17 protein-coding genes and 3 pseudogenes are annotated in these 18,580 nt (G+C 68.9%); 11 read left to right on the top strand and 9 right to left on the bottom strand.

Features of this window, described 5'->3' with window-relative positions:
- The first annotated feature begins 86 nt into the window (after positions 1-86).
- Positions 87-485, top strand: coding sequence for a GtrA family protein (locus ACZ4RZ_RS03215; protein WP_467741961.1), 399 nt, complete (start codon positions 87-89; stop codon positions 483-485).
- On the top strand, positions 473-1,504 hold the full coding sequence (locus ACZ4RZ_RS03210) for a YihY/virulence factor BrkB family protein (protein WP_467741477.1): 1,032 nt from the start codon (positions 473-475) through the stop codon (positions 1,502-1,504). The genes ACZ4RZ_RS03215 and ACZ4RZ_RS03210 overlap by 13 nt, the downstream gene beginning before the upstream one ends.
- Here the strand turns inward: ACZ4RZ_RS03210 and ACZ4RZ_RS03205 are convergent.
- Positions 1,458-2,738, bottom strand: coding sequence for a D-alanyl-D-alanine carboxypeptidase family protein (locus ACZ4RZ_RS03205; RefSeq protein WP_467741475.1), 1,281 nt, complete (start codon positions 2,736-2,738; stop codon positions 1,458-1,460). The genes ACZ4RZ_RS03210 and ACZ4RZ_RS03205 overlap by 47 nt on opposite strands.
- A gap of 91 nt (positions 2,739-2,829) precedes the next feature.
- On the opposite strand from ACZ4RZ_RS03205, the gene ACZ4RZ_RS03200 reads away from it, so the two are divergent.
- From ACZ4RZ_RS03200 to ACZ4RZ_RS03185, 4 genes and pseudogenes are all read left to right on the top strand, one after another.
- Positions 2,830-3,072, top strand: a complete 243-nt coding sequence (locus ACZ4RZ_RS03200) for an SCO4848 family membrane protein (RefSeq protein ID WP_399076921.1) — start codon at positions 2,830-2,832, stop codon at positions 3,070-3,072.
- A 32-nt stretch (positions 3,073-3,104) separates the two neighbouring features.
- Positions 3,105-4,550 carry a metallophosphoesterase gene (locus tag ACZ4RZ_RS03195; RefSeq protein WP_467741473.1) on the top strand — a complete coding sequence of 482 codons (1,446 nt, stop codon included), beginning with the start codon at positions 3,105-3,107 and terminating at the stop codon, positions 4,548-4,550.
- 37 nt (positions 4,551-4,587) lie between these two features.
- Positions 4,588-5,016, top strand: a pseudogene (locus ACZ4RZ_RS03190) (ABC transporter substrate-binding protein); the annotation flags it as partial.
- Positions 5,017-5,120: 104 nt separating this feature from the next.
- Positions 5,121-5,522 carry an ATP-binding protein gene (locus tag ACZ4RZ_RS03185; RefSeq protein ID WP_467741471.1) on the top strand — a complete coding sequence of 134 codons (402 nt, stop codon included), beginning with the start codon at positions 5,121-5,123 and terminating at the stop codon, positions 5,520-5,522.
- Between the two features lies 1 nt (position 5,523).
- Here ACZ4RZ_RS03185 and ACZ4RZ_RS03180 read toward each other — a convergent pair whose 3' ends face one another.
- From ACZ4RZ_RS03180 to ACZ4RZ_RS03170, 3 genes are all read right to left on the bottom strand, one after another.
- The gene (locus ACZ4RZ_RS03180; protein WP_467741469.1) at positions 5,524-7,551 is read right to left on the bottom strand and encodes a sulfatase-like hydrolase/transferase; all 2,028 of its coding nucleotides are present in this window, start codon (positions 7,549-7,551) and stop codon (positions 5,524-5,526) included.
- A gap of 494 nt (positions 7,552-8,045) precedes the next feature.
- Positions 8,046-9,536, bottom strand: coding sequence for a sensor histidine kinase (locus ACZ4RZ_RS03175; protein ID WP_467741467.1), 1,491 nt, complete (start codon positions 9,534-9,536; stop codon positions 8,046-8,048).
- A gap of 14 nt (positions 9,537-9,550) precedes the next feature.
- Positions 9,551-10,240 carry a response regulator transcription factor gene (locus ACZ4RZ_RS03170; RefSeq protein ID WP_467741465.1) on the bottom strand — a complete coding sequence of 230 codons (690 nt, stop codon included), beginning with the start codon at positions 10,238-10,240 and terminating at the stop codon, positions 9,551-9,553.
- Positions 10,241-10,404: 164 nt separating this feature from the next.
- Between ACZ4RZ_RS03170 and ACZ4RZ_RS03165 the strand changes: the two genes are divergently transcribed.
- Entirely contained in the window at positions 10,405-12,810 is a 2,406-nt protein-coding gene (locus ACZ4RZ_RS03165; RefSeq protein WP_467741959.1) for an MMPL family transporter, read from the top strand.
- Between the two features lie 131 nt (positions 12,811-12,941).
- Here ACZ4RZ_RS03165 and ACZ4RZ_RS03160 read toward each other — a convergent pair whose 3' ends face one another.
- The 4 genes from ACZ4RZ_RS03160 to ACZ4RZ_RS03145 form a co-directional block, all read right to left on the bottom strand.
- Positions 12,942-13,718, bottom strand: a complete 777-nt coding sequence (locus tag ACZ4RZ_RS03160) for a TetR family transcriptional regulator (RefSeq protein ID WP_467741463.1) — start codon at positions 13,716-13,718, stop codon at positions 12,942-12,944.
- Between the two features lie 10 nt (positions 13,719-13,728).
- Entirely contained in the window at positions 13,729-14,247 is a 519-nt protein-coding gene (locus tag ACZ4RZ_RS03155; protein WP_467741957.1) for a thiol-disulfide oxidoreductase DCC family protein, read from the bottom strand.
- Between the two features lie 5 nt (positions 14,248-14,252).
- Positions 14,253-14,660, bottom strand: coding sequence for a hypothetical protein (locus ACZ4RZ_RS03150; protein ID WP_467741461.1), 408 nt, complete (start codon positions 14,658-14,660; stop codon positions 14,253-14,255).
- Positions 14,661-14,746: 86 nt separating this feature from the next.
- Positions 14,747-15,157 (bottom strand): VOC family protein, encoded by a 411-nt coding sequence (locus tag ACZ4RZ_RS03145; protein WP_467741459.1) that lies wholly within the window; start codon positions 15,155-15,157, stop codon positions 14,747-14,749.
- Between the two features lie 134 nt (positions 15,158-15,291).
- On the opposite strand from ACZ4RZ_RS03145, the pseudogene ACZ4RZ_RS03140 reads away from it, so the two are divergent.
- The 4 genes and pseudogenes from ACZ4RZ_RS03140 (at position 15,292) to ACZ4RZ_RS03125 (ending at position 17,253) form a co-directional block, all read left to right on the top strand.
- A pseudogene (locus ACZ4RZ_RS03140) lies at positions 15,292-15,932 on the top strand (Uma2 family endonuclease).
- A gap of 40 nt (positions 15,933-15,972) precedes the next feature.
- Positions 15,973-16,173 carry a hypothetical protein gene (locus tag ACZ4RZ_RS03135; RefSeq protein ID WP_467741457.1) on the top strand — a complete coding sequence of 67 codons (201 nt, stop codon included), beginning with the start codon at positions 15,973-15,975 and terminating at the stop codon, positions 16,171-16,173.
- A pseudogene (locus ACZ4RZ_RS03130) lies at positions 16,166-16,432 on the top strand (DUF7737 domain-containing protein); the annotation flags it as partial. The gene ACZ4RZ_RS03135 and the pseudogene ACZ4RZ_RS03130, both read left to right, overlap by 8 nt.
- 95 nt (positions 16,433-16,527) lie before the next feature.
- Positions 16,528-17,253, top strand: a complete 726-nt coding sequence (locus ACZ4RZ_RS03125; protein ID WP_467741455.1) for a hypothetical protein — start codon at positions 16,528-16,530, stop codon at positions 17,251-17,253.
- A gap of 7 nt (positions 17,254-17,260) precedes the next feature.
- On the opposite strand, the gene ACZ4RZ_RS03120 is transcribed toward ACZ4RZ_RS03125, so the two are convergent.
- The gene (locus tag ACZ4RZ_RS03120; RefSeq protein ID WP_467741453.1) at positions 17,261-18,136 is read right to left on the bottom strand and encodes a hypothetical protein; all 876 of its coding nucleotides are present in this window, start codon (positions 18,134-18,136) and stop codon (positions 17,261-17,263) included.
- Positions 18,137-18,580 lie beyond the last annotated feature (444 nt).

Here is an 18,580-nt window from a genome sequence, read left to right as displayed (position 1 = left end):
AACCAGTCGCCCCGGAACCGGTCGCTCGCAGGTCCGTCGCCCGGAGGCGGCTCGCGCAGGAACTCCTCGGCTTCGCCACCGCCGGAATCCTCGCCTACGCCGCCGACCTCGGCCTCTTCGTCTGGCTGCGCGGCCCCGTGGGCCTCGACCCGCTGACCGCCAAGGCGCTGAGCTTCGTGGCGGGTTGCTCGGTGGCGTACGTGGGCAACGCGCTCGGTACCTACCGGCACACGACGGCGCGCGGCCCGCGCCAGTACGTGATCTTCTTCGCGGTGAACGTCGCGGGCGCCCTCGTCCAGCTGCTGTGCATCGTCGTAAGCCACTACGGCCTCGGGTTCACCTCGCAGCGCGCGGACACCGTCTCGGGCGCCGGAATCGGCATGGTGCTCGCCACTGTCCTGCGTTTTTGGGGTACCCGGACATTGGTTTTCCGGGGCGTTCGAAGTGTGCGAGGCGAGGGCAGAGTCGGATCATGGACTGGCTGAAAAAGCTTCCCGGCGTGGGGCCCTTGGTCACCCGCCTGATGTCCACGCACGCGTGGCAGTCGTACGAGCGTCTGGACCGGGTGAAGTGGACGCGGCTCGCCGCGGCGATGACCTTCATCAGCTTCGTGGCGCTCTTCCCGCTGCTCACCGTCGCCGCCGCGATCGCCGCCGCCACGCTCAGCACCGGACAGCAGAAGGACCTCCAGGACAAGCTCGCCGAGCAGGTGCCCGGCATCTCCAACCAGCTGGACATCGAAGGCCTCGTCCAGAACGCCGGCACGATCGGCCTCATCGCGGGCGCCGTCCTGCTGTTCACCGGAATCGGCTGGGTCGGCTCGATGCGGGAGTGCCTGCGCGCGGTCTGGGAGCTGCCCGACAGCGAGGAGAACCCCTTCCTGCGCAAGCTCAAGGACGGCGGCGTACTCGTCGGGCTCGGCGGCGCCGTGCTCGTCACCGTCGCCGCCTCCGCCGTGGCGTCCACCGCGGTGGGGTGGACGGCCCGGCAGCTCGGCATCGACGAGCACGGCTGGGGGAGCGTGCTGCTGCGGGCCGCCGCGTTCACCGTCGCCGTACTCGCCGACTTCCTGCTCCTGCTGTACGTCCTCACGCTGCTGCCCGGCGTCCAGCCGCCACGGCGGCGGCTGATCGTCGCCGCGCTGATGGGAGCCGCCGGGTTCGAGCTGCTCAAGCTGTTGCTCAGCGGCTATATGCGGGGTGTCGCGTCGAAGAGCATGTACGGCGCGTTCGGGGTGCCGATCGCGCTGCTGCTGTGGATCAACTTCACCGCGAAACTGCTGCTGTTCTGCGCCGCCTGGACGGCGACGCAGAGCGATGAGTCTCCGCCGGACCCCGCGGACCGGGCGGACTCGCCGGACCCCGCGGACCGGGCGGACCCCGTGGACCGGGCGGACCCCGTGGACCGGGCGGACCCGCCGGACCAGGCGGACCACGGGGGCCCGGCGGCCCCGGTGGTCAGCGACGACGGCGCATCAGATCCGGCAGCGGCCAGCGGCGGTTGACGAGGAAGGCACCTGCCGCGAGCAGGACGAGGAAGCCGGCCGTGATGGCCAGCGCGATGCCGATGCCGCTCGAACCGCCCTTCGCGCTGGAGGCGGCCACCACCGGCTTCGTGGACGCGTCGTGCGCGCCGCCCGCACCGGGGCTGGAGGCGTTCACGCCCGGCTGCGCGCTGGTGTCGACGCCGCTCGGCGGCACCAGCTCACCCACCGGCTCGACCTTGCCCGTGGCCTGGAAGCCCCAGTCGAAGAGCCGCGCGGTCTCCTTGTAGACCTCGTTGTGTTCGTTCGCCTCCGGGTTCATGACCGTGACGAGCAGCACCTTGCCGTCGCGCTCGGCGACACCGGTGAAGGTGGCCCCTGCGTTGGTGGTGTTGCCGTTCTTCACGCCTGCGATGCCCTGGTACGTGGAGATGTCGCTGTCGCCGGTCAGGAGGCGGTTGGTGTTCTGGATCTCGAAGGATTCGCGGGACGTTTTGCCCTTTTTGTCCTTTGTGGTCTCACCCGGGAACTTGGCCCGCACCGTCGAGCAGTACTCCCGGAAGTCCTTCTTCTGCAGCCCGGAGCGGGCGAACAGCGTGAGGTCGTACGCCGAAGACACCTGGCCCTTCGCGTCGTAGCCGTCCGGGCTGACCACGTGCGTGTCGAGGGCCTGGAGCTCCTCGGCGTGCGCCTGCATGTCCTTGACCGTCTGGTCGATGCCCTCGTTCATCTGGGACAGCACGTGCACGGCGTCGTTGCCGGAGCGCAGGAAGACGCCGAGCCACAGGTCGTGGACGGTGTAGGTCTCGTTCTCCTTTATCCCGACCATGCTGGAGCCCGCGCCGATGCCCGCCAGGTCGGAGGAGACCACCTTGTGCTTCATAGTCTTCGGGAACTTCGGCAGCACCGTGTCGGCGAACAGCATCTTCAGGGTGCTCGCCGGGGGCAGCCGCCAGTGCGCGTTGTGGGCGGCCAGGATGTCGCCGGACTCGGCGTCGGCGACGATCCAGGAGCGCGCGGTGAGGTCCTTGGGCAGGACGGGGGCGTCGGTGCCGAGATTCACCTGCGTGCCGGCCTGGCCCAGCCGCTCGCCGCCGACGGTCGACATGTTCGCCGGGGGAGTGGCCGACGGACTCGTTGTCGGAGTCGCTGTCGGGCTCGCGTCCGCGAACGCGGGGGCGGCGAGCGAAAAGGACAACAGGGTGGCAGAAGTGACCAGCAAGGATCGCTTGGCGGTCTTATTGATGGCGGGCACGGTCGAGAAAGTACAGGGCGCGGGGCGGGAAGTCCCATCACCCTCCCCACCCCGGCGCCGGGTCCCGGCCGACGACGGCGATACTGGACCCATGAAGCTCAGCCGCCCCGTCTCCTGGTTCCTGCTCGCCTTCGGGGTGTGGAGCTGGGTCATCTGGATCACTTTCGTCAAGAACCTGTGGAAGGACGGCAGCGGGCTCGCGTTCAACGACGCGGGGGATCCGACGGCGTACTTCTGGGTGCACCTGACGCTCGCCGTCGTGTCCTTTGTCTTGGGGACGGTCGTCGGCGTGATCGGGTTGCGCGGGGTGCGCGCTTTGCGCCAGACGTCATAACGCGGGATACGGCTACCGGGGGATACGGCCTGATGGTCATCGTCTTCGTACTGGCGGGCGTGGTTGCGCTGGCTGTGCTCGGCGCGCTGCACTGGTACGCGTGGCGGCGCCTGGTGCGCGACACCACGTCCGGGCCGGGGGTGGCCCGTCGGGTGGGCGCGGCCGTCTTCGTCGCCGGGCCCCTGCTGATGTTCGGGGCCGTCGCGAGTGAGCGGGCCGGGGCGCCGTTCTGGCTTCAGCGCGTGCTGGCCTGGCCCGGGTTCCTGTGGATGGCGCTGGCGATCTATCTGGTGCTCGCGCTGGTGGTGGGGGAGCTCGTACGGCCGGTGGTGCGGCGGGTTGCCGAGCGGCGGGGGGTCGTCTCGTCCGCGTGCGCCGATTCGGCTGCGTCTGTCGACGCGTCTGACCCCGCGGCTGCCGTCGCGTTTGATTCCGCCGTCTCGTCTGGCGATGCCTCTGCGGCTGCCGTCTCGTCTGCGCCTGCCGTCGAGGGTGAGTCGGGGCCGCGCCGGAGCATCCGTCCTCGGTCCGGCGCGGAATCGGTCGGGTTCCAAGGGATCGGCGTTGACGCGCCAGCCGCTGCGGGCGGACGTTCCGGCGCGTCCCTTTCGGCCGGATCGGCGGGTGCGGTTCGTTCCCCATTGATCGAAGGGCCGTCGCGGCGGCTCTTCGTCTCCCGGGTGGTGGGTGGGGCTGCTGCGGCTGCCGCTGTGGGGACCGTGGGGTACGGGACGTACGGTGTTCTGCGGGGGCCCAGGGTGAAGCGGGTCACCGTGCCGTTGGCCAAACTGCCGAGGTCGGCTCATGGGTTTCGGATCGCTGTTGTCAGTGACATTCATCTGGGGCCGGTGCTGGGGCGCGGCTTTGCCCAGAAGGTCGTCGACACGATCAACTCCACGCAGCCCGATCTCATCGCCGTGGTGGGCGATCTCGTCGACGGCAGCGTGAAGGATCTCGGTCCGGCGGCTGCGCCGCTTGCTCGGCTCAGGGCGCGTTTCGGGTCGTACTTCGTCACGGGAAATCACGAGTACTTCTCCGGAGCCGCGCAGTGGGTCCGGGAAGTGCGGGAGCTGGGGATCCATCCTCTGGAGAACGCGCGTACCGAGTTGGCCGGATTCGATCTCGCGGGCGTGAATGACGTGCAGGGGGAGAGCGAGGGGCAGGGGCCCGACTTCGGCAAGGCGCTCGGGGACCGGGACACATCGCGGGCGTGTGTGCTGCTCGCGCATCAGCCGGTGCAGATTCACGAGGCCGTGCGGCACGGGGTCGATCTTCAGCTGTCCGGGCACACGCACGGAGGGCAGTTGTGGCCGGGGAATTTCATCGCCGGCGCCACCAATCCGACGCTTGCCGGGCTGGAGCGGTACGGGGACACGCAGTTGTACGTGTCCCGGGGCGCGGGGGCCTGGGGGCCGCCGACGCGGGTGGGTGCCCCCTCGGACATCACGGTCGTTGAGCTGGCCTCTCGGGAAGCCTGAGAGTTCGCTGAGAAACAGGCCTGAAATGCTCGTTTGAGCCGCCGAGCTCAAGCGGCAGCTGGAGGCGAGCGGGCTGTTCGAGGTGACGACCAAGGGTTACGAGTGGACCGACTTCCAGAAGCGGTACGCCGAGGGCCGGTTGGACGCGTGGGCCGTCGGCTGGGTCGCCGACTACCCCGACCCGGACACCTTCAGCGCTCCGCTCGTCGGCACCGGCAACAGCATGAAGAACGGCTACACCAGCAAGGCGGCCGACCGGCTGATTCTGGCCAGTCAGCAGTACAAGGACCGCAGCCGCGCGACCGACTACTTCCGGCAACTGCAGGACGTCGTGGCTCAGGATGTTCCACTGATTCCGCTGTGGCAGCGCAAGGAGTATGTACTCACCAGTGAGGACGTCGGGGGCGGTCGGTATCTGTCGGACGGGACCGGTGTCTTCCGCCTCTGGCGGCTGAGCTGGATATGACAACTGACGTGATCTCACCGGGATGGAAACCCACCCCGGTGACATCGCGCTCCCACCCAACGCAGCACCATGTGTCGGAGGTGTGTGCGGGGTGAGGAGTGGATGTGGTGAGACGCAACTCCTTCCGGCTGCCCCGGCATCCGGCGTCCGTCGGTCTCGCCCGGCGCCGGGTGCGGGACCATCTGGCCGACTGGGGTCACAGTGCCGACGACCCGGCCCTCGAGGACGTCGTGCTTCTCGTCTCCGAGCTGGCGACCAACGTGGTGCGCCACGGACCGCTTCTTGAACGGGAGTTCGAGGTCGCGGTGACCGCCCTCGCCGACGGGTCCTGCTTCATAGAGGTCTCCGACGAGGGCCTGGCCGAGCCCCGTCCGCGGCCGGTCGCCGACTGGGAGGAGACCGGCCGCGGGCTCCATCTCGTGGAGAACATCGCCGTGGCGTGGGGAGTGTGGAGCCGCGGGCGTTACGGGAAGACGGTGTGGGCGCTGGTGGCCGCGTCCACGTGACTCACGGCCTGGGCGTGGAGCCGTACACCGTCAGGAAGCGGTCGCGGAACGCGCTCATCTTCCAGACCGGCGCGTCGTGCTCGGGCCGCAGGCCGTCCGTCCAGCCCCAGTCGGCGATCTTGTCGAGCACCTTCGGGTCCTTGGCGACGATCGAGACCGGCACATCACGGCTGGCGTTGTTGCCGCTGACCCGGGCGATGGGCTGGTGGTCGCCGAGGAAGACGAGCACGGTGTCCTTGTTGCCGTACTTCACCAGGTAGTCGATGAGGCTGGTCACCGAGTACTGGATGGACTTGCCGTACTCCTGCTTGGACTTGGTCGAGTCGGTGATGATGTCCCCGGGCTTCTTGCCGGCCTTCTGGATGGCGTCGTAGATCGAACCGTCGCCGACCTGGTCCTGGGGGACCGTCTTGGGGATCGGCGCCCAGGGCTGGTGGCTGGAGGTCAGGATGATCGTCGACATCAGCGGCTTGTCGTGCTTCTTGCCGTGCACCAGTCGCTCGAACGCGGTCAGCGCGTACTGGTCGGGCATGGTCGACCAGCTGAACTTCGGTCCCTTGTAGCCGAGGTCGCGGGAGTCGTAGAGCTTGTCGATGTCGTAGAACTTCTGTTCCGGCCAGGCCTTCTGGACGCCCGGCATGACACCGACCGTGTCCCAGGCGCCCGTTTTCTTGAAGGCGCCGGGGAGGGTCAGATGGCTGCCCGCGGTGACGGTGCGGTAGCGCTGCTGGTTGTTGATCCACAGGCCCGACATGAACGTGGAGTGGCCGAGCCAACTGCTTCCGCCGTACGTCGCCGAGGTGAGCCAGCCGCTCTTCGCCGCGAACCCGGCCTTGGTCAGCTTCTCGTTCTCGGCGGTGAGCGTCGCGTCGACGCCCGGCGCCATGACCGGGTCCTCGATCGCGCTGCGGCCGTAGCTCTCGATGAACGTGATCATCATGTCCTTGCCGCGCAGCCCGGTCAGCAGCTGATCCGGCGGGGTGTTGGCGAAGGCGTCCTTCTTGGCGATCTTCGCGAACGCAGCCTCGTCCCGGATCGTGTTCCGCACCCGCTCGGCACGGTCCTGGACGACCAGCGTGGTGTGTTCGGAGGCGATCGGCACGCCGGTGAACTGCACACCGAGCGCCGCGCAGGTGACCCAGACGATGGCCATCACCAGCGTCGTGCGCGTCGCCGTCTCGGTGTGCCGGGCCAGCAGGTTGGCCAGCCGCATGACCGACAGCGTCATGAGGGCGAGCACCGCGAGCACGATCAGTACGACCACGACGACGATGCCGAGGGCGCCCTTCTTGCCCATCGTGTCCTGGAGGTACGCCTGCGCGTCGCCGAACAGCGTCCAGTCGAGGACGACGTTGAATCCTCGCCCGAGATATTCGTTGAAGCCGATGTCGAGGAAGTTCAGGACGGTCAGCGCGCCGAGGCTCAGCCCGGCGAGCGCCGCCACGGCGATCCGCGGCTTGCGCGGCAGGACGATCAGTACGGCCGCGCCGAAGATCGCCTCCACCGGGATACGGGCGAACTCGGCGGGCCGGAAGTCGTCGATCTTGGTCGGCATGAGCAGCGCGAACAGCACGAGCGCGGCGGCCAGGCCAGTGGTGGTCCATGCCAGGGTGCGGGCCGCGACGGGGTACCTCTCACGCCAGCCGCGCCAGCGCCGCCAGCCGCGGGCGGGGGTGACGGCGGGGGCGGCATCGGCCGGGACTTCAGGGTCGTCCGACGCGGGGGCCGGGGCTTCCGCGTCGCCGGAGGTGGCTTCGGGCGTGGCTTCAGGCGTGGCTTCGGTGTCACTGGAGGTCGCTTCGACCGGGGTTTCGGTGACACCGGGGGTGGTTTCGGGCGTGGGTTCGACCGGCGCTTCAGGCTCACCGGAGGTGGCCTCGGGCGCGGCTTCACGGTCACGCGAGGTGGCTACGGCGTCGGTCTCGCCGTCACCTGGAGCGGACTCGGCGGGCGGCTCCGGCACAGGCCCCGCCTCCGGAGGCTCCTCGTCCGTGTTCGACAGCTGTCGAGAGCTCGTGTTGAACGACAACCCGGCGGTCCTTCCGTGCGAAGCCCGGTGGTGGCGCGGCGGACCAGGCTGGGGGACGTCGGGGCCGCCTTCATCTGTACCTGAATCTGTGTACGGCGCCGTGGCGGCCCGTGTTCAATCATCCAGGTCAGCTTCTCCCCAAGTCGGTTCCAGCAGGTCACCGCGCCGGGGGTGTCACCGCCACCGCGCCGGAAGCGTGGCGGCGCCGTGCCGGAAGCGTGGCGCCACCGCGCAGGGAGTGTCACGGTCAGCGCTGGAAGCGCCGACGTCACCGCGCCGGAAGCGTGCGCGCCCCCGCACCGAGTGGGCGAGCCGCACCACTCCGAGTGGGCGAGCCGCACCGAAAAGCGCGAGCGTCACCGCCACCGCGCAGGGAGTGTCACGGTCAGCGCTGGAAGCGCCGACGTCGCCGCGCCGGAAGCGTGCGCGCCCCCGCACCGAGTGGGCGAGCCGCACCACTCCGAGTGGGCGAGCCGCACCGAAAAGCGCGAGCGTCACCGCGCCGGAAGCGTCACCGTCACCGCCAGCCCCTCGCCCGGTGCCGTCCGTACCGCCACCTCGCCCCCGTGTGCCGCCACCACGCCCTGCACGATCGCCATGCCGAGCCCGCTGCCCGCGCCACCGCCCGCCCGGAAGAACCGGTCGAAGATGCGCGCCGCGTCCTCCTCCGGGAGCCCGGGACCCTGGTCCGTGACACACAGCCGTACGACATCGTCCGCGCGCTCAAGACCGAGCCGCACCGGCACTTCGGCGGGTGTGTGGGTGCGTACGTTGCCCACGAGGTTGCCGAGCACCTGGCGCAGCCCCGACTCGTCGGCCTGCACCAGCAGCGTGCCGTCGGCGCCCACGCTCACCGGGCGCCCCGGTTGCTGGGCCCGCAGATCCTCGGCCGCGTCCCGCACCAGGCGGCTCAAGTCGACGTTCCTGAAGCGGAGTTCGGGCCGCTGGTCGAGGCGGGCCAGGGTGAGCAGCTCGTCCACGAGCCGGCCCATACGGTCCGCCTCCCCGTTCATCCGGTCCCAGGCCCGCTTGCGCTCGGCCGGATCGGTCAGCATCCCCTTCTCGTACAACTGGAGATAGCCGCGTATCGCCGACAGCGGCGTGCGCAGCTCGTGCGAGGCGTCGCCGACGAACCGGCGCAGCTGGGCCGCGCTGCGCTCGCGCGTCCGGTACGCCGACTCGACCTGGTGGAGCATCGAGTTGAGGGCGAGCCGCAACTGCTCGACCTCCTGGGTCGGATGGTGGCTGGAGGGCACGCGCCGGGTCAGGTCGCCCTCGGCGATCGCCGACGAGGTCTCCACCATGTCCTCCAGCGGCCGCATCCGACGCCGCACGCTGAACATCGTCAGGCAGGCGAGCAGCGCCAACAGGAGTGTCCCGATGGTCACATCGAGCTTGAGCGCCTTCGCGATGCCCTTGTGCAGCGCGTCGGTCGAGGTGGCGAGCAGCACATACGTGCCGTCGGCGAGCCGCGCCCCGGTGGCCCGATAGGCGGCGCCGTGCACCGTGACGTCGTGCGGGTCGCTGTCGGTGGCGAGGGCGTGCGGGTCGTGCACGGCGGTGGCCAGGGCGCGCTGGGTGCCGGTCGGCTTGAAGCCGGCTACGGCAACGGCCTTCCCGTTCCCGTCGACCGCCGCGAAGATCGAGTCCGGTTTCGGTGACTCGTCCGTGGGGGGCAGCATGCGGTCGCGTACGAACGACAGCGCGCTCAGCGAGTCGATCTCCTGCATGGTGAGCCGCGAACTGCCCAGCGAGTCCCGCGTCTTGGCAAGCTCCGTGTCGACCTGGTCGAGCAGATAGTGCCGCATGCCCATCAGGCTCACGGCGGTCGCCACGACGATGCCCAGAGCCAGCAGCCCCACGTTCGCGAGCGTCAGCTGGCCGCGGAGAGAATGGATACCGTGCCGGAAGAGGGGGCGCCGGGTCTTCACGCGCGCCGGGATCTTCACGCGCGCGGGGATCGTGACGCGGGCCGGGACCTTCATGCGAGGCAGGCTTTTCATGCGAGCCCGTATCCGACGCCCCGCCGCGTCTGGATCACCGGCGGCCCCAGCGGTTCGAGCTTGCGCCGCAGGTAGCTGATGTACGTCTCCACGACGGTCGACTCGGCGGAGTGCTCGTACTGCCACACGTGGCGCAGGAGTTGCTCCTTGGGCACGATCCGCCCGCCGTTGCGGACCAGGAAGCGCAGCAGGGCGTACTCGGTCGGCGTGAGCTCCACCGTACGGCCCGCGCGATGGACGCTGTACGTCGTCTCGTCCAGCTCCAGGTCGCCGTACCGCAGGGGCGGGCGCTGCGGCAGGACGTCGTCCGCGCGGGTGCGACGCAGTACGGCCGTGATCCGGGCGACGACCTCGTCGATGTTGAACGGCTTGGTGATGTAGTCGTCGCCGAAGCCGAGGGCGCCCACGATCTCGGCGGGCGCGTCCCGTGCGGTGAGGAAGACGATGGCCAGGTCCGGCTGCCGTACCCGCAGTTCACGCCCGAGTGCCCGGCCGTCGCCGTCCGGCAGCATCACGTCGAGCAGCGCCGCGTCGGGGCGGGTGCGCTCGGCGAGCGTGAGCGCCTGGCGGACGGTGCCCGCCGTCATCACCTCGAAACGGTGATAGCGCAGGGCGATGGCCAGGACGTCCGCGATGCTCGGCTCGTCCTCTACGACGAGCACGGTGGCTCCCTCGTGACCGGTCATGTCCCCAGTATCCGCACCGGCACTGACAGCGAGGGGCGTCCGCCCTTTGGAGTTCCTTGAGAGTCATGGCCACTGCGTGTCCACGCGCGCGTGTCCCCGGAAATCCTGTTGCCCAGGACCTGGGGGACCAACCGACCGACTAAGGAGCGTTGAGCGTGGCGACATTGGCACGGTGGTGCTATCGGCACCGGCTGGTGGTCCTGTTGCTGTGGGTGGCGGCATTGTTCGGACTGGGCTTCGCGGCGTCCACCGCGGGCACGGACTACGCGAATGTCTTCTCCCTTCCGAATACGGACTCCAAGCGCGCGTACGACCTGATGGAGAAGGCGTTCCCGGACAGCGCGGGCGACACCGACACAGTGGTGTGGAAGGTCGACGAGGGAACGGTCCGGGACCAGTCCGTACGGTCCCGGATCCAGCCCGCACTCGACGAGATCGGGAAGATGAAGGGCGTCGGCGACGTCGCCGGCCCGTACTCGGGCGACCGGGGCGCGGCGCAGATCAGCGAGAACGGCAAGATCGCGTACGCCCAGATCACCTTCGCGGAGCAGGCGAACGCCGTCCCCAAGGAACTGGTGCAGGACGTCGTCGACACCGCACAGAAGGCCGAACGAGGCGGTCTGCAGGTCGAGCTGGGCGGTCAGGCGATCCAGCGGGTGCAGGAACCGCCCACCGGACTCGCCGAAATGGTCGGCATCCTGGCCGCGGCCGTCGTCCTGTTCCTCGCCTTCGGGTCGCTGTTCGCGATGCTGCTGCCGATCGCCATCGCCCTCTTCGGCGTCGGCACGGGCCTGTTCTCCACCCAGCTGCTCAGCCACGCCACCGACATTCCCGACCTGGCCCCGCTGCTGGCCACCCTCATCGGGCTCGGCGTGGGCATCGACTACGCGCTCTTCATCGTGACCCGGCACCGACGCGGCATCCTGCGCGGCATGAAACCGGAGGATTCGGCGGTCACCGCCCTCAACACCTCCGGCCGGGCGGTGCTGTTCGCGGGCGGCACGGTATGCATCGCGCTCGCCGGGATGCTGGTGACGAACCTGCGGTTCCTGGACGGCGTGGTCATCGGCACCTCGCTCACCGTCGTCTTCAGCGTGCTCGCGGCGGTCACCCTGCTGCCGGCGCTGCTCGGTCTGCTCGGCACCCGGGTGCTCAGCCGCCGCCAGCGGCGCAAGCTGGAGGCGAAGGGGCCCGAGCCGGAGCGGGCGAGCGGTGCCGCGGCGCGCTGGTCCGCGAACGTCCAGCGGCGCCCTCGTACGATCGCCACCCTGGCCGTGGTCGTCATGGCCGTCCTCGCGCTGCCCGTGCTGTCACTGCGGCTGGGCGCCACCGACCAGGGCAACGACGACGCCTCGACGACGACCAGGAAGGCGTACGACCTGCTCGCCGAGGGCTTCGGGCCCGGTTTCAACGGACCTTTGCAGGTGGTCGTGTCCAGCGGCGACACGGACACCCTCGTGAAGGGCATTGGGGACACCGCCGGAGTCGCCCGGGTCGCCGCGCTGCCGCCCGCGCAGGGCGTGACGGTGATCCAGGTGGTGCCGACGACCTCGCCGCAGTCGGAGAAGACCGACCAGCTCATCGACACGCTACGGGACCGGGTGATCCCCGACGCGGGGGCTCAGGCCCACGTCGGTGGCGTGACGGCCGTCTCCAAGGACTTCGCGTCCATCACCGGTGACCGGCTGCCCCTCTTCATCGCCACGATCATCGGTCTCGGATTCCTGCTCCTGCTGGTCGCGTTCCGCTCTCTCGTGGTGCCGCTGACGGCCGCACTGATGAACCTGATCGCCGCGGCGGCCTCCTTCGGCGTCCTCACCGCGATCTTCCAGTGGGGCTGGGGCCTCGACCTGCTCGGCCTCGGCAAGGAGGGACCGATCAACGCCTTCCTGCCCGTCATCATGCTGTCCCTCCTCTTCGGCCTCTCCATGGACTACCAGGTGTTCCTGGTGAGCCGGATGCACGAGGAGTGGGTGCACACGAAGGACAACGCGCGCGCGGTGCGGGTCGGCCTCGCGGAGACGAGCCGCGTCATCAACAGCGCGGCGCTCATCATGGTCTGCGTCTTCCTGGCGTTCGTCCTGAGCGGCGACTCGGGGGCCGCGATGGCGGGCGTGGGCCTCGCGGCAGCCGTCGCCCTCGACGCCTTCATTCTCCGTACGGCTCTGGTGCCGGCCGCGATGCATCTGCTCGGCAAGTCCAACTGGTGGCTGCCCGCCGGGCTGGAGAAGCGGCTGCCGCATCTGGCGGTGGAGCCGAAGGAGGAAGTCCTGGAGGAGCCTCCCACGGAGGGCGGCGCCTCGGTGGTCCACGGCTTCATCCGCACCGACGACGGCGATCCGGTCGAGGGTGCGGTGGTGACCCTCCTGTCGAAGGGCGGGCGCCAACTGGACCGCGTCACCTCGCTGGCGGACGGCTCGTACATCGTGTCGGTGCCCGCGCCGGGCACGTACCTCCTGGCGGCGACGGCGGCGTCGCACGGGGCCCGTGCACGGCACGTGGTCGTGGAGGACGGGCCGCTGGTGTACGACGTGGAGTTGGCGGAGGGGGAAGTCGACGCGGTGAACTGAGTCTCTTGCCGAGGCTCATCGGCTACTGAGGCTCATCGGCAATTGAGGCTCATCGCCCACCGAGGCTCGTCGGCTACTGAGGCTCGGCGCTTGCCGAGTCTCCTAGGGGGCCTGTTTTCCGAACGGGCCCCCTAGGACGAGCTCTTCTTGGCCGGATCGGGCAGGACCTTGGTCATCCCCGGCAGGAAGTCCGTGAACAGCTCGTGCACCTCGTGGACGAGGGGCCGCAGAACGCGGAAGCGGGCCAGCACGACGCCCCGCGCGGTCAGCCTGGCCCCGCGCTCGGCGAGCCGGTAGCTGCGCTCGCGCCCCTCGGTCCGGTCGAAGACCCAGTACAGGACGAGCCCCATCTGGGAGAGCCACATCAATTCGGGCAGCGCGTCCCGGAGTTCCTCCGGCACCTTCGTCTTTGCCCCGGCCAGTACCTCCCGGTGGACGCTGATGGCCTCCACGCGCGCGTGCTCCGACTCGGGGGAGAAGGGGCTGAGCGGGCTGTCCGGGTCGGCGGCGTTCTTGAAGAACTGCACCGCGAACTCGTGGTACGGGGTGGCGATGTCCAGCCACGCCTTCAGCACCCCGCCGAGCCGGGCCTCCAGATCTGTCTCGCGGTCCAGCACCTCCCGCACCGCCACCTGGTGCTCGGCGGCGATCCGGTCGTAGAAGCCCTGGATCAGGTGCTCCTTGCCGGCGAAGTAGTAGTACGCGTTGCCGACGGAGACCCCGGCCTCGTTGGCGATGGCCCGCATGGTCGTCTTGTCGTACCCCCGCTCCTGGAACAGCCGCATCGCCGTCTCCAGGATCAGGGCACGGGTCTGCTCGCTCTTGGCGGGCGTCTTGCCGGGACCTTTTTCGGGGGCCTCGTCGGAGCCGGAGCTGTCCTGACCGGGGCTGTCTGTTGGTGCTGGCACGGGGACGAGCCTAACGAGTGGAACCGGTGGAGCAGTGGCCGCTGTCGCAGGCGGGAGCTTCGTACGTCCATCCAGCGCTCGGGTCGTAACGCCACCCGTCTCCCGACTGATATGCGCCGCCGTTACCCCACTGGTCGGCGGCGTGGGCCTGCCGCCACTTGGCGGCGGCGAGCGTCGCTCCCTTCGCGAGACGGGCACCCGCCGGGGTGCTCAGCCGATGGGCGAGCGGCCGGTGCTCGCGCAACGCCCACAGGGTGACGACCCAGGCGGCGGCGCCCTGGTAGACCTGCCCGCCGTCCCCCACGACGGTGATCTCGCCCAGGGTGGCCCGGTGATCGAGCCCCGGGAAGCGGCGCCGGGCCTCGTCGGACCCGGCGGGCACGAGCCGGAGCGGCACCAACTGCCGCTGCTTACGAAGCCAGTCGCTCAGGAAGGTGCACAGCGAGCACTGCGCGTCGTACAGAACGGTGAGCCCGAGAACCGGGACGCGCTGGGCGCCCCGGTCCCGTGTGGCCGCGAAGCCGGTCATCGAGGTCACGCCCCGGCCGTCGGCGCGATCCAGTCCGTCGGCGCGACGGGCGGCATCTGCTCCCGCTCCATCACTCCCCGCCGCCGGATCTTGTTGAGCACGTACACGTTCCCCAGGTGCATGACCCCGAGTACGAGCAGCACCACGCCGAGCTTGGTCGACAGGGCCTCGAAGATCCCGCGGGCGTTGTCGATGTCGGTGTCCTGGTTCAGATAGAGCGCGACGAAGCCCAGGTTGACGAGGTAGAAGCCGACCACCAGCAGGTGGTTGACGGCGTCGGCGAGCTTCTCGTTGCCGTGCAGTACATCGGCCAGGAAGATCCGCCCGTTGTGGCTCAGCGTGCGCGCCACCCAGACGGTCAGCGCGATGCTGACCAGCAGATAGATGACGTACGCGACGACTGTGAGGTCCATGTCCCCACCCCTTCTTGAACGCGTTCAAAACGCTGTCGAGAAAGAATGTAGACCTGCTTTTGAACATGTTCAAGTCGAGGGTGTGGTCACCCCTGACGGCCGAGCTCGGGTCGCTTGCCGTAGTCCGTGAGGCCGATGACGTTGCCCCAGGGGTCGGCGATCTCGACGGTCCACCCGGTGGCCACGGGGAAGGGGGCGTCGAGCGGCTCAATACCGGCCGACGCGAGGGCGACCGCCGCGGCCCGGGCGTCCGCCACCTCCAGCCATACCCGCGGCGAGGCCCATGGCGGCGGCCGATGGCCCAACTCCTCGTCCAGCTGCAACAGCACCCCGGGCGTCTCCTTGCCCACCTTCAGCAGGGCGATCCCGGCTTCGTCGAGCCGGAACGCGACCGGGAAGCCGGCCCGCTCGTAGAAGCGCAAGGCCTCGCCGAGGTCCCCGACGGGCAGCAGCACGTTGTCGAATCCGAGCAGCTCGTATGACACGTCATCTGACATGCCATCAGATTAGGGACGGGCCCCTCGGGGGGCTCGGGGGCTGACCGTGGGGGTCACTCGATGGGGGGAGGCGGGTGACATTGCCCCTGGGTAGGCTGAATGGACGGGCGAGACGCCGTCGCATGGGAGCACTGATGAGCGCCGCATCCGAGAACGAGATGGACGAGGGCCTGGACGACGAGCCGTCGTACCGCTGGCCGATCCCGCCCGCCGAGGGCTGGACCGCGGACGACCTCGACCGGATTCCGGGCCTCCCGCCGCACACGGAGTTGATCGACGGGAGTCTTGTCTTCACGAGTCCGCAGACTGCTTTCCAATCGCGCTGAAAGCTGCTGTTGTGGGACGCGCTTCGGGAGCAGGTACCGGAACATCTGATGTCCTGCTGGAGATGACGATCAAGCTGGACGCCCAGAATCGGCCGGAGCCAGATGTCTTGGCCTTCCCAGTGGACGCAAACACTGGTCCCAGCCAGACCTGGTACCGCCCCGAGGACATTGTCCTTGCCGTCGAAGTCGTATCTGCGGAGTCCCGTCGGCGCGACCGCGAGGTCAAGCCCGGCAAGTACGCTGAAGCCGGATTCCCGCACTTCTGGCGGGTCGAGGAAGACGACGAAAAGGGTCTTCCCATCGTCTACGTCTACGAACTGGACCCGGCCACCAAGTCCTACGTCCCCAACAGCATCTTCCACGACCGCCTCAAGGGTTCCGTGCCCTTCGATATCGAAATCGACCTGACGGCAATGAACCGGCGGCGAGGCGGCTCAGAACCCGCGTAGGGGACCTGGGCGGAGCTCAGAGCCCGAGGACACCGAACGTGTGCTGAATGGGTACGCGTTGCGGACGCCGCGGCGGATAGACCCGGAGGTCCAGACCGAGCTGGCGCTCAAGGCCTTCGCGGGGAATGGGTTCTTGGTGCTCGTGGGGGACCGGCAAGTGACCGACCTCGACGAGGAGATCGAGCTCGCGCTCGGGACCGAGGTCACGTTTCTCAAGCTTGTCGCGCTGGTAGGTGGCTGACCGGTGTACCCTCGAAGGCCGCTTCCTGCACGTCAAGGGCGAACGCCACACGTACAAGATCCACCTCGGCTCGGGCAACATCCTGATGAGCCCCAACGACCAGTACCTGTGCATCGTCCCGAAGGCGAGCGCCGCGGCCCCGGGGACCGGCTACCTGCCCTTCGAGGGCGACCGGACCCTCGGGGTCATCCTGAGCAAGGCGTTGCTGCTGGCGGACGACCTGAAGATCACGGATCCCACGATCCTGAGCCAGTTGTGAGTCGCGGGAGCCTCGCACGCCGCCCACCGGGTGATCAGCCATGAAGGCTTCAGTACGCTTCAGGCTGATGGTGGGAGGGGTAGCCGGTGGGCCGTGTGCGAACAGCCTTGGGGCTGCTGGCGGTTGTGGTCGGCACGGCGTGGTTGCTGGGCGGGCCCGGGGCGCTGCGGTCTGGGGCGCGGCTGGCGCTGGTGTCGGCGCCATATCTGCTGATGGCGTTTGCGGCCGTACTCATCGTCCGTACCGCTCTCCCCAGGGGCGCCGCCCTGGGCCCCCTCGTCCTGCTTCTGGGTGGCGGGCTGTGGGCCCTGGCCGGACAGGGCGGGCTGAGCGACAAGTGGCAGAGCAGGGTGGTGCCCCTCGCGGTGATCGCGTTGGGTGCTCTGGTTGCGCTGAGCCGTTCGGCCGGGATCGCGGACGATGTCGTGATTCCGATCAGGCGGTACGGGAGTCTCTTCGTTCCCTCGCACGCGAAGTTGCTTCCGTCGGAGAGCGGCGTTCGACGTATCGTCGTCCGGGCGGTCTTCGGGTCACTGCGGGTGGATCTGTCGGAGGCGGTGTTCCCGGCGGATTCCGAGGCGCGCGGTGTGCTGTATGCGGACGTGACGGTGCTGTTCGGCCGCGTCGAGTTCGTGCTCGGGGATGACTGCGCGGTGGTTCTGGCGCGTGACATCCATACGTTCGGCACGTCCTTGGCCGAACGTGTCCCCGTCTTCGCCAATTTGGGTGCGTACGGCAGACGGACACCTTCGACGCTCAATCGGCGTCTGGAGATCAGCCTGGTCGGTGCGGGCGGTGCGGTCCAGCTGGATCCCGCGTGACGCTCGGTCAGGGCGAGGGCCGGTTGTCTTCGGGATGCTTCAAGGGCTCACCTTTGAGCTGGGGGTGGTCGGCGAGCGGCGCATGGTCTATCAAGAAGGCAGTGATCCGCTGGTTCAGCTTCCGCTCCGCGGCCGCGTCCGTCGGCAGGTCATAGTGCAGGGCTGTCGCCAGATCGAAGCGGTGCACGTCGAAAACGGCCTTCATCAGGTGTTCGTGGTCCTGCGCCGCTCGTTGAGCGCCCCGGTACGCGGCAGCTGACGCCGCCATGGCCACGGGTATCACGAGCGTCCACCAGTTCATGCGGAGGATCAGCGGCGAGGATGCCAGAGACACCACTCCGAACGCCAAGCACAGCGACGAGGTGATGGAGATGAGGTCCAACTGTTCCTCGATGGCTTGGCGGAACTCCGGAGCCACGGAAGGGTAGATGCGTCGATAGGCGTTCAGCACATCGAGTCCGTAGCGGCGCCCGGTCCGTTCTTCCACGTTCTTGAGGATGTTGCCGAGCGTGGTGGGCATGAGGTGGCGGTTGTCCGCGGAGTACTTGGCCTGCGTGCGCTTGGCCCGGTCCTTGATGCGGACCTGACGGGCCTTCGCCTTGTGGAGGCGGGCGAGTTGCGCGAGGGATGGGTTGCTCGACGGGGTGACCACGCGAGTGTGCTTCGCGACGATGATCGCTTGGTCGCGGCGTCGACGATGGCGTTCCACGGCAATCGGACGCACCCGTCCCCGCAAGGTTCCAGCAGGCCAGTAGCCTTCCAGCAACTGCACGAGGGCGATCTCGAACGGACGTAGCAGCACCCCGCCGAGGAACGCCCCTACAGCGCCGAACCCGAGTGTGACGAGTTGGTGATCGGCGGGCAGTGCGTCGCCCAGGTCCATGCTTCTCCCGGGCTCATAGGCATGGGCCCCAGCGAGGATGGTGACAGCTGTGATGACGATGGCACCTGGGAGCACGCTCAGGAGGCTGAACCGGTCGCCTCCGAGTGCTTTCGTCCCCGCCTGGGCGAGCCCACCAAGCATGACGCGCCTCCTGGTTACCTAGGTGCCACGGCCAGCACGGTCTTTCCGTCATCGCCTGAGTGCAGCAAGCTGTCACACAGGGGAGCATTTGCGAGGAATGTGCGTTCTCGCACAGGTCGGTGGAGGCACTCGGGGTCCTCGCAGATGTATATCCAGAGCCCGTCAGAGGCACGTGCCACGATGGGTGCGCCAGGAGGCGTTGGCAAGCACACTGGGTGAAGCAGCCCGTGCTCGGGGCACCCGGGCGGTGGGGGCAGCATGTCCTGCTGTCGGGCCAATTCACGCTCGCAGCCCTCGACCAGG

The sequence above is a fragment of the Streptomyces sp. NPDC027189 genome (assembly GCF_055566975.1).
This window is presented reverse-complemented; position numbering and strand designations above follow the sequence as displayed.